The organism is Streptomyces sp. NPDC001093, assembly GCF_040298985.1.
Taxonomy (GTDB): Bacteria; Actinomycetota; Actinomycetes; order Streptomycetales; family Streptomycetaceae; genus Streptomyces.
Genome location: NZ_JBEPBF010000063.1, coordinates 46,731 through 54,766, shown reverse-complemented (window position 1 = coordinate 54,766; position 8,036 = coordinate 46,731). Strand labels below are relative to the sequence as shown.

The following is an 8,036-nucleotide window of genomic DNA, read 5'->3' as shown; positions in this document are numbered from 1 at the left end:
AGCTACCTTGCCGGCCTCCACCTCCGTGCCTCGATGATCTGGATCAACGACCTCCTGAAGACGACTGGTTGATCACAACATCACACAGGCCCTAGAACACTCCTTCGTTCTGTCGGCAGCCAGGAAAAGCGCGTCCACAGACTCAACATCGATCCGCCCGGCCCTCTCCGTGTCCCGCCCCGCACTGTGCACACCAAACTCAACGGCTTGTCGGCTCATCGGGTAATGGGCACAGCCCTTGTGGTGCGAGGAGGTGCTTCCATACGGGCGCTTCCATGGCCAGACCGTCGGGACCTACGTCCAGCGCATGCCGATGGCGGAGAGCTGTTCGATCCGTTCCGGGGCCAGGGTCGCGGCCCTGGATCTCTGATTCCCGACCCATGCCCCGAGCTTGATCTCTCGTTCCTCCTGGTCCCCGCCGCTCTCGCCGTCGCGGCTGTCGCCCCCGCTGGCGACGGCGATCCGTTCGATGTGCTTCCTGGGCACGCAAAGGTGCCCTTCCCGCTGGTAGAACTGTTTGGCGGCGGCGTAGTTCATTGCCCATTTGTCGGCCTGGCTACGGCGCGGCTTCGGTTTCTCGTCCTCGTCAGCGGGTTCGATGCCGAGGATGTGCTCGCACATCCACTGCTGCACGCTGGTGAGCTTGTCCCAGCCCAGGCGCTGGGCGCGTACCCACCGTCCGAGGTCCTCGCCCTGGTGCACGACCGCGCCCGGTTCCATGGGCAGCGTGGTGCTGGCTTCCAGGTGCTGCCGGGTGAGGTGGAAGCAGCGTTGCCATGCCACGGGCCATGCGGGGCACCATGCGGGGTCGATGTCCGCGAGTTGTTCGCGCCGTTCCTCCGAGAGTGCTCCGGCGGCTGACTGAATGGGCAGTCCCTCGGCACGGCGCTGTTCGATCTCGGCGGCCTTGCGGGCGGCGGCTCGGGCGTTCTTCAGCCAGATGCCCACCCGGTATCCCTGGTGGGTGGCGTCCGTCGGCGCCAACAGGTGCCCGTTTTCGGCGGCCCACCCGCGTGCGGCCGCCAGGCCCTCTTCCCATGCGACGTCGAAGTGCGACCAGACCATGCCCAGCTTCTCCAGCTGCTGGATGCGGTCTTCGTCCATGTCCCTGCGGGCGTAGACGCGCCTGGCGTCGGCGATCCATTGCCCCAGTGGGAAGGAGGCGAGCGAGGCCGGCCACCCCTGGGTCTGCGCCTCCTGGTCGCCGCGCTCGGGGACGCGGTACGTGAAGGGGACCTTCAGATCGCCGTGGAGCCGGTTGTAGATGGCGGCGGCTTCGATGCCGCGTCGCCAGTGGGCGTGTTCGGGGTTGAGGACGCGCAGGTTGATGAACGCCGCGAGCTGCGCGGGATCGCGGGGGGTGCTGAATTTCAGAAGTGCGCGGGCCGGCAGGGACAGTCGGTCGCTTGGGTCGCTGTCGGCTTCCTCGTCTTCGGGCCCGCTGCGGCTCTGTACGCCTCTGACACGGCTTGGTGCCTGGGGTTCGGCGAGTTGCTCCACGACGCGGGCATCGTGTGCCCTGAGCGCTTCCAGCAGCTTGGCGAGGCCGCCGTAGGCGCGGCTGGTGAGCATGTTGTCTGCCGTCTCGCCCGGCCCGAGCAGGACGGGGACGACGAGGGAGGCGGTTTTGCCTTCGCCGGGGTGGATGCGCAGGGCGCGGCCGACGGCTTGGACGAGGTCGGGCATGGAGCCGCGTACGTCGGCGAAGTAGACGCTGTCGCAGTTCTTGGTGTCGACACCTTCGCCCAGCACCCTCACCGAGCCCAGGAAGCTTTTCTCCACCACGGTGCCGTCGGTGGCCATCCCGTCGGCGAACGACCCGAGTACCCGCTGCCGGTGGTTCGGTTTGTGCTCGCCGCACAGCCAGTTGGCCCAGATCGTGCGCGGGTACAGCTCCGGATCGGTGGCGTGCAGCCGTTTGGCGACATCGGGAAGGCCGGCCGCGAAGGCTTCGGCCTCCTTCACCATGTGGTGGAAGACGAGCGTGCGTCGGAAGTTGTCCTCCGAGGACGCCTTCACCAAAGCGGTCTGCAGCGCGGCGAGCCGCGCCCCGCGCACCTTCTCCGAGCGGCCTTCAATACCGAGAAGTTGGGCGGCCTGGAGCTGGGTGTCGGTGATGTCCACGCACACCACCTGGTAGGGCGCGCAGATGCCCCGGTCGATCGCCTCGGACAGCGTGAGGGTGTAGCAGCGGGCGCCGAACGGGCCGTTCGGGTCGTCCTCCATGCTCGCCACCAGCTCGCCCGGTGCGCCCTGCTCGGAGTCCTCGTCGAGTTGCCACAGCCGTGGTGTGGCGGTCATGTACAGGCGGCGCAGGGCGGGGATGCGGGTGTTGTCGTGGACGACGGCCCAGGGCTTGCCGATCCGGCCCGAAACCCTGTGGGCTTCGTCCACGACGATCAGCGACCACCCGGGAAGGCCGGCGGCGTGCGCGCGCTCCAGCGTGCCCAGCCCGAGGGAGGCGTAGGTGGCGAACACGGTCACCTTGTCGAAGGGACGCACCCAGGCGACCAGCTCGTCCACGTCCGTGGTGTTCGGGAAGCCCGCCTCCTGCCCGCGCAGGGACGAGACTCCGATCATCGGGCCTGTACGGCCTCCCTCGCGCCATGCGGCCTCGGTCTGGGCGAGCAGGTCCAGCGAGGGCACGAGGACCAGCACACGGCCCGCGCGGAGTTCCTCGGCGCTCCGGGTGGCCACGAGGGTCTTCCCGGTCCCGGTTGCCATGATCACCTGCGTCCGTAGCCCCCGCTCGGGCACAGTCGAGTGAGCAGGCAATTCGAGCGCGCGCAGTACCGCGTCCACGGCTTCTCGCTGGTGGGGACGGAGTTCCTTTGCTGCCATTTTGATCTGCCTTCTCCTGCCGGGCCGATGATAGGTCTCACGCGGTAGGAAACGGCAAACCTGCATGTAGATGGCGCGTGAGCGGATAGGGTGAAGTCACCGTAGGCAGGTCGCAGCACAGTCGGGCAGAGATCGAGGAAGCCCGGCGCAGTGAAGATCACGCCTCTCCCGCTGGTCGATTGGCACCGGGCGGGGCATCCCCACGACGCCATTGGTCTGGTCCGGGCTCGTCCAGGCACCAGAGGCAACAGCTTCCTCAGCCCATGAAGCGTTCCCGGTGAGCCAAACGTGCAGCCGAGCGGCAACAAGTATTACGGTCAGTAGTGATCCGATGGTGCCTCGTTCAGTCCTTGACCATGGCGTTCCGGGATCTCGGTTCTGGTATCCACTCCCACGCGGCGCCTAGCGCGGCTACGGTGGGGACATGGCGAAGGAGATCCGCATCAAGGTCGACGACGAGACGTACGAGGAGCTGCAGCGTCGCGCCGCCGACGGCCACGAGGATCCGGATCAGTACGCGAGCCGGCGGCTGACCGACGACCTGGCGCGCACGCGGTTCTTTGAGGGTGCGAGGGCGTTCGTTGAGGAGCATGGGCAGGCGTTCGCCGACCGCTTCGGGACTGGCCCCAGCAGCCATGCCGCCTGATGCCGCCCATTGTGCTCATCGACGAGCGATGGCTGCTTGATATCGCGCAGAACCTCGTGCCGGGCGACCCCGACGTCACCGACTACGGCGCGCTGGCCGCCGCCGTCGCCCGCCACCGACACGAGGTCATGGGCACCCTGGTTTACCCGGCGGCGTACCACCGAGCCGCCGCCCTCCTGCACGCCCTCGCCCGGATTCCTGCCCTCGAGCACTCGAACGAGCTGTTCGCCGCGCAGGTCGCCTACGCCTACCTCCACGCCGGCGGCATCCAGGTCAAGGTCGGCAGCCAGGAGGCGATCGCGCTGGTCGTCGACGCCGTCGAGGGACGCCGCGACGTGCGCCAGGTCGCCGATGTGCTGAAGAACTGGGGCTGATCAGGTGGTGGCTCAATGCCGACGGCTTGGATCACGATGTGGCGTTGGCGGTGCTGCGTAAGCGGCGCTCATCGGTCGGTGTCTGGCCTGCGTGTCGTGTCGGCTAGGGCGGCTGGATCGCGTTCAATGCGCCCGGTCGTAATCAGAGTGCCCACTTCCATGGTCGGCTTCATGTGGTGCCGGAGCCGGACGGGGACGGCGGCGCACTGGTAGCGCGCGGGGTGACGATGGAGACCACGGACGGGATCCTGCTTGCGTCGTTGTCCGGCTTCGTGACGCTGGTGACGCTCGGCATCTCCCTTCCCGGGGCACTGACCGTCACCATTCCGCCGCTGATCATTGGCCTGGTGGCGACTCCGGTGATGGGAGCGCTGACCGTGTTCTTCGCGTGCGGCCGCGGCCGGGCGTACGACCTCGACGCCCACCGGCTCTACCGCGACTTGTACAAGCTCCTGGCGCCGTTACGCCGGAGCCGCTGGAAGGCTCTCGGCGGCTGGACCGGCCCTGACGGGCGGGCGCGGGACCGAGCGCCCTGGCGCCGCTGTCCTCACGGCGGCAATTGTGCGGGGTTTCACTGGCCAGTGGCTCGGCTCGATTGCTCGACCCGGAAAATGCCGCAGTGGCGGACGCTCCGATTTACGGTGCTGCCAGAACGCGCCCGGTAGCCCGTCCGGGGATCGGCGGCACGACGGCACGGTCTTGATCGGCAGTGCGAAGATGAGCCGGCCCGATCGGGGGACTCAAGTGTGGTGTTGGCGCGGTGTCTTGGCCCTTGGGGAGCAGGCGGATAGTTTGAGTGGGATCCGGCTGCTGAAAGCGGTGCCGAGGAGGCCGCGTCTGTGGCCCTCAAAGTCCAGTCGCAGCAGGGAGTGTCTCCACCGGCATGGACGTTCTCTTCATCACGAGCGTGGCGGTGGTCGTCGCCGACCCGCCGCTGAGCCGCAAGCTGTTCATCGAGACTCTTGGTCTCCCCCTGGAGGGGGAAGGCAACGGCTACTACTCCAGCGGGAGCGTCCCCGGCAGCAAGCACTTCGGCCTGTGGCCGCTCTCGCAGGCGGCCGAAGCATGCTTCGGCACGACCCAGTGGCCCGCCGACCGCGTGGTCCCGCAGGCATCGATCGAGTTCGAGGTGGCGAGTGCGGAAGCCGTCACAGCTGCCGGTGGCGAGCTGCAGCGCGCGGGCTTCGAGCTGGTGCATCAGGCCCGCACCGAGCCGTGGGGCCAGACGGTGGCCAGACTTCTCACGGCGGATGGTTTGATCGTCGGGATCTCCTACGCCCCTTGCTTGCACGATGTGCAGGACGACCAGCACCCCGGGTGAGGCCGGTCCGAGACCGCCTGTATCGGTGGCCGGTGTGTTGCTGATCCGTTGAGTTCATGGGCACTGCTGCGGTCTGTATCCCGGCTTGCGGATTGGGTGTCTGGTGGGCGAGGGCGTTTCCGGCGAGCGCTGTATTTCCGGCTTGGTGGGAGCGTGGTGGCCTCGTCCAGGCTGGCGGGGATCTACTGGGCGCCGTGTGGCGAAGGCTGTCCATCCTGCGTGTTGAGCTTGTTCGGCCAGCACTGACAGCAGGGCGCGCTCCGTTGGATCGGTGTGGCTGTGGTCGCGGGTGAACGCCTTCGTGTATTGGTACTGGCCGACGTAGGGCCTGTAGGTGTCGCCGCCACGAAGGATGTCGTCCAGGCGGTGATGGCGGGCGGTCCGCTCGCGCAGCAGTTGGGCGTGAGGGCGCCGCGCGCAGCGGAAGGCCCCGCCCATCCGCCGCGGTGGAGACGGATGAGCGGGGCCGGTCGTGAGGTCTACCAGTGGATGCTCTGGCCTTCCGGAGTGACATGGACGGTGGCCTGTTCCACTGCTGGCGTCCCGGCGGTATGCCAGCGGTCGAGGTGCTCCTCGACGGTATCCCAGAGCAGGTCAGGGCCCTCCTGCCGAACGATCCAGTGGCCGTCTTCTTCGTGTAGCGCGGCGAACGATCCGCTGTCGACGTCGATGAGCAGGTCCTCGTCGTGCTGGCCGTGCCGCAGTTTCAGGCGCTGCGCGTTCGGCACGGCGAACTGTGCCACGAAGCGGGTCGTCCAGTCGTTCAGGACGTCGGCGCCGATGATGGCCTCGCGTTCCTTGCCCCGGCTGAGGTCAGGAAGCAGGCTGAGCGGCGGCGCCTGGTGGGGCCGGGCGAGCATGAAGCTGACCTGTCCGCCCAGTACCGGGCCTGAGGCCGTGCCGTCTTCGTGGACCGTCAGGCGCACCAGCTCGGATGCGTTCAGCCAGCCACCGATGGTCGTCAGGATCTGCCCGCTCGGCCGCGTCTGCTCGAGCCAGACCGCGGGCACCGTGCGTACGGCGCAGGTGGCGATGATCCGGTCGTACAGTGCGCCCTCGTTGCCACCCAGGAGGCCGTCACCGATCAGAAGGTTGGGGTACGTGCCCAGCCGGCCGAGAGCCTCCCGGGCCCGCAGAGCCACCTCCTCGTCGTACTCGATCGAGGTGACGCGGCCGGCGCCGACGCGCGCGCAGAGCACCTCGGTCGAGTAGCCCGTGCCAGTGCCGATCTCCAGCACCTCCATGCCCGGCTCCACCTCGAGGTCCTCGAGCATGCGCAGCACGAGCGAGGGGAGCGTGCTCGAGCTGGTCGGTTCTCGCATGATCTCGCCGCGGATGTCCGTCGGCTTGATCGTGCCTGCGATCTGCGTCACCAGGGACTCATCGGCGTAGCAGGCCTCGAGCCAGCCGTCCCCGTCCTCCAGGACCGGGGCCCAGGCGGTGGGCGACGAGCCGGGCACCATGCGGAAGAAGCCGTTGCGGAGGAATTCGTGCCTGGGCACGCTCGCGGCGGCCTCCTTCCACGGCTGTGTGCGCAGGGAGCCGCTGGCGGTCATGTGGTCGATGAGCTGCCCAAGGAGCTGGTCGTGGTCGCTCACGGCTTCCTTTCCAGTAGGTCGGCCAGGGCTGCACACATCGGCAGACCGGTCTCGTGCTCCAGCCAGTGCCATTGGCCGGACGGGTTGCATTCGAGGAACCACCATTGCCCCTCGGCGTCCAGCGCGAAGTCGAAAGCGCCGAAATGGAGCCCGAAGTGGTCCATGTACTCGTGGAGCGACAGCTCGATCTCTGCGGGCGTGCGCACGGGCGTGTAGCTCAGGCGGCTGTAGTCGGTCCGCCAGTCCAGGAGGTCGGAGTCGATCCGGACACTGAAGGTGCGCGGGCCGATGACGGTCACTCGGATGTCGGCTGTCTTCGGTACGCGCTGCTGGAACATGTGGGCAGTGCCGGCCACCCGGACGTCGATGTCCTCGGCGGTCACCTCGGCGATCTTGACGACGCAGGAGACGTCGTCGATCCGATAAATGGGGTTCCACAGGGGCTTGTAGATCGCGGGGCCGTGCCGCTTGATGAAGGCTTGGGCGGCGTCGGGGTTCGACGTGATGAGCGTGCGCGGCACCTGGAGGCCGGCCTCCACCGCGGCGGTCAGGCCGGAGGGCTTGAATTCGGCGTCGCCGATGAAGTGCGGGTGGTTCACGTACAGGCAGTCGGGAAGGGATGCGAGCACGCCCCCGAGGCCGTAACGGGCCTGGGTGATGGCGAACCGTGCGTCCTGTTCGTCGAGGTGTGGGAAGGCGAAGCCGGTCGGGCGCCGGTAGTACAGCGCGCGGACATGGTCGAGTTCGGCAGTACGGGACGGGGTGTCGATGCGCCCCCGGATGCCGGCCTGGGTGATCTCTGCCTCCACCGACAGTGATGCGGGGAAGTCCCCCGCGTCGAACCGCACGACCGGGACACGCCGGTCGTGCAGCTCGCTGATCACCACGTCGGCGGTGGGGTCGTACAGACTGGTGACGACCAGCACCGGACGCGGGTCACTCACTGGTCGTTGTCGCTCCCCTGGTCGCTGTCCTGGGTGCTGCCGTTGCCGTCGGGGCTGGTGCCCGTGGAGGGGCTGGTGCCCGTGCTGGTGCCGTGGCCGGGCATCTCCATCACCTGGCCGGAGTGGTCGAAGAACACGGCGGTCTGGGTGGAGGGGTTCAGCTCGACCCGGGCGTAGCCGGGGGCCATCGTCGGGTAGGGCGCCATGCGACTGAGGCCCCAGGGGGCCGGGGTGATGGTGCCCTGCGGGACCGCCGTGCTCGTGGGCAGGCGGTCGGAGTGGACGAACATGCGTCTCCTTGGTGTCGCAGTT

At 68.1% G+C, this 8,036-nt stretch carries 8 protein-coding genes; 4 read left to right on the top strand and 4 right to left on the bottom strand.

Translation table 11 applies throughout. The annotated features are described in order from the left end of the window. Window positions 1-294 precede the first annotated feature (294 nt). Complete coding sequence (locus ABT288_RS27800) at window positions 295-2,841, bottom strand: DEAD/DEAH box helicase (RefSeq protein ID WP_351613091.1); 2,547 nt, start codon at window positions 2,839-2,841, stop codon at window positions 295-297. A gap of 424 nt (window positions 2,842-3,265) precedes the next feature. Here ABT288_RS27800 and ABT288_RS27795 point away from each other — a divergent pair, with 424 nt between their 5' ends. The 4 genes from ABT288_RS27795 to ABT288_RS27780 all read left to right on the top strand — a co-directional run bounded on the left by ABT288_RS27795 (window position 3,266) and on the right by ABT288_RS27780 (window position 5,182). Continuing rightward, window positions 3,266-3,487: a hypothetical protein gene (locus ABT288_RS27795; RefSeq protein ID WP_351613088.1), complete on the top strand. Its 222-nt coding sequence runs from the start codon at window positions 3,266-3,268 to the stop codon at window positions 3,485-3,487. Then, window positions 3,487-3,861 carry a fic family toxin-antitoxin system, toxin component gene (locus ABT288_RS27790; RefSeq protein ID WP_351613086.1) on the top strand — a complete coding sequence of 125 codons (375 nt, stop codon included), beginning with the start codon at window positions 3,487-3,489 and terminating at the stop codon, window positions 3,859-3,861. The genes ABT288_RS27795 and ABT288_RS27790 overlap by 1 nt, the downstream gene beginning before the upstream one ends. A 227-nt stretch (window positions 3,862-4,088) precedes the next feature. Continuing rightward, window positions 4,089-4,526, top strand: coding sequence for a hypothetical protein (locus tag ABT288_RS27785; RefSeq protein ID WP_351613083.1), 438 nt, complete (start codon window positions 4,089-4,091; stop codon window positions 4,524-4,526). 218 nt (window positions 4,527-4,744) lie between these two features. Beyond that, window positions 4,745-5,182, top strand: a complete 438-nt coding sequence (locus ABT288_RS27780; protein WP_351613080.1) for a VOC family protein — start codon at window positions 4,745-4,747, stop codon at window positions 5,180-5,182. Between the two features lie 479 nt (window positions 5,183-5,661). On the opposite strand, the gene tgmC is transcribed toward ABT288_RS27780, so the two are convergent. From tgmC to tgmA, 3 genes are read right to left on the bottom strand one after another with little or no spacing between them, the layout of a single operon-like run. Continuing rightward, the gene (tgmC, locus tag ABT288_RS27775; RefSeq protein WP_351613077.1) at window positions 5,662-6,780 is read right to left on the bottom strand and encodes an ATP-grasp peptide maturase system methyltransferase; all 1,119 of its coding nucleotides are present in this window, start codon (window positions 6,778-6,780) and stop codon (window positions 5,662-5,664) included. Further along, complete coding sequence (tgmB, locus tag ABT288_RS27770) at window positions 6,777-7,724, bottom strand: ATP-grasp ribosomal peptide maturase (protein WP_351613074.1); 948 nt, start codon at window positions 7,722-7,724, stop codon at window positions 6,777-6,779. The genes tgmC and tgmB overlap by 4 nt, the downstream gene beginning before the upstream one ends. Further along, window positions 7,721-8,014 (bottom strand): putative ATP-grasp-modified RiPP, encoded by a 294-nt coding sequence (tgmA, locus tag ABT288_RS27765; RefSeq protein ID WP_351613071.1) that lies wholly within the window; start codon window positions 8,012-8,014, stop codon window positions 7,721-7,723. The genes tgmB and tgmA overlap by 4 nt, the downstream gene beginning before the upstream one ends. Between the last annotated feature and the right edge of the window lie 22 nt (window positions 8,015-8,036).